The 1,557-nt window shown below is 62.2% G+C and carries 1 protein-coding gene; it reads right to left on the minus strand.

Annotated elements, in window-relative coordinates:
* Nucleotides 1–1,557: type VI secretion system tip protein TssI/VgrG (gene tssI / locus E2H86_RS25495; RefSeq protein WP_133332263.1), on the minus strand; the 1,557-nt coding region annotated here is incomplete at both ends.

The raw sequence follows: 1,557 nt of genomic DNA on the forward strand, positions 1-1,557 counted from the left end.
CGGTCGTTGCCGACCTGGGTCGTCTCATCATTCTTGACCACATTGTTCTGGTCACGCTCGGCATGGATGAACACCTCCTGGCGCCCCAGTTCATCCTCGAAGCGCAGTTCATTGAAGCCCCGGCCCTTGTGGGTCTGGCTCTTGATGGTCATGCGCGTCTTGTGTTTCGGCAGCTCGTAGGGTGGCAGTTGGTTGCCGCAGTAGGTGCGCCCGGTGATCATCGGTTGGTCGGGGTCGGCGTTGACGTATTGGATGATCACATCCTGGCCGACCCGCGGGATGGCCATCGCCCCCCAGCCGCCGCCGGCCCAGCCCTGTGACACGCGAACCCAGCAAGAACTGAATTCGTCGTTCTTGCTTTCGCGATCCCAGGGAAAGCTGACCTTGACCCGGCCCCACTCGTCGCAGTAGATCTCTTCACCCGGTGGGCCGACCACTGTGGCCATATGCGGGCCGTCGACGCGCGGTTTGGGCAAGGATTGCGGGCGCCATTCAGTCATGCCGGGTACCAACACCGCGGTTTGCGCATAATGGGTACCGCGATCGGCGCCGGCGGCCTCTTCCTGCAGGCTGGTGAACTGGACGCCCTCGTGGTTCACTTCGATCACTCGCCAATGCACGTTGAGGTCTTCGCGTGGATGCTCGGTCAGGGTGAAGCTCAGGCCGGGTTGCAGACGCTCGTCGTCCCCGACCACTTCGGCAGTCCGGGCGTCGTGGCGCAGCGCGGTGAACCGGGTGGCGGTGAAGGGCTTGCCGACCGCATCGCGTTTGTAGCGGCCTGGATAGTCGAACCGCTCGTAGTCGGGCGATTGCTCGATGCCAGCGAGATGCTCCTGGCGGTAGGCGGGGTTGGTGAAGGTGTAGTCTCGCTGGACCTGGCGCGAGGTGCGCACCTGTTCGCGGTAACGCAAGCGACGCAGACACGGCCTGGGCTGGTCGCCGCCGCTGTTGGCGTGGTACAGCACGGTATCGACCTTGGATGCCAGCGAGTCGTCCGGGCGGTCAGCGTCTTCTTGCTTGACGGCTCCGCGACTCAATTGCCCCAGCGCCAGCAAGCGATCCGTGAAGACCACCGTGTGTTGTTTGGGGCTGTGCTCGAAGCGGTAGACGAAACCTTCTTCGGCCGCCAAGCGGGCGATGAACGCGAGATCGGTCTCACCGGCCTGGACGCAGAACTCGCGGACGTGGTGGTCGAAACTGCTGAACAGTTCATGGTGCAGGATGCCCTGTCGTTTGAGCATGATCTCGAGAATCTGTGGAACGGTTTTTTGCTGGAAGATGCGCCAGTTCGAGCGCAAGGCGGCACGTGCCAACTGTGGCTCGATCACGGCGTGATAGCGGGTACGGTAGAAGCCAGTCTCGCCTTGGGTGAAGCTGCTGACCAGGCCGTGTACATGACGTACCGGGCGGTCAGCGCGCCAGAGGGTGAACAGCACGGGTTTGTCGAGCAGATGGCTGAAATCGACGTCTTTCTCGAAGCTGATCAGCTCGAGAATCAATTTGAAGGGCGTGCTCACCGCCTCCGTGAGTGAGAACGACACCACTTCGAATTGCGTT

The sequence above is a fragment of the Pseudomonas putida genome, from assembly GCF_004357765.1.
GTDB classification, from domain to species: domain Bacteria; phylum Pseudomonadota; class Gammaproteobacteria; order Pseudomonadales; family Pseudomonadaceae; genus Aquipseudomonas; species Aquipseudomonas putida_U.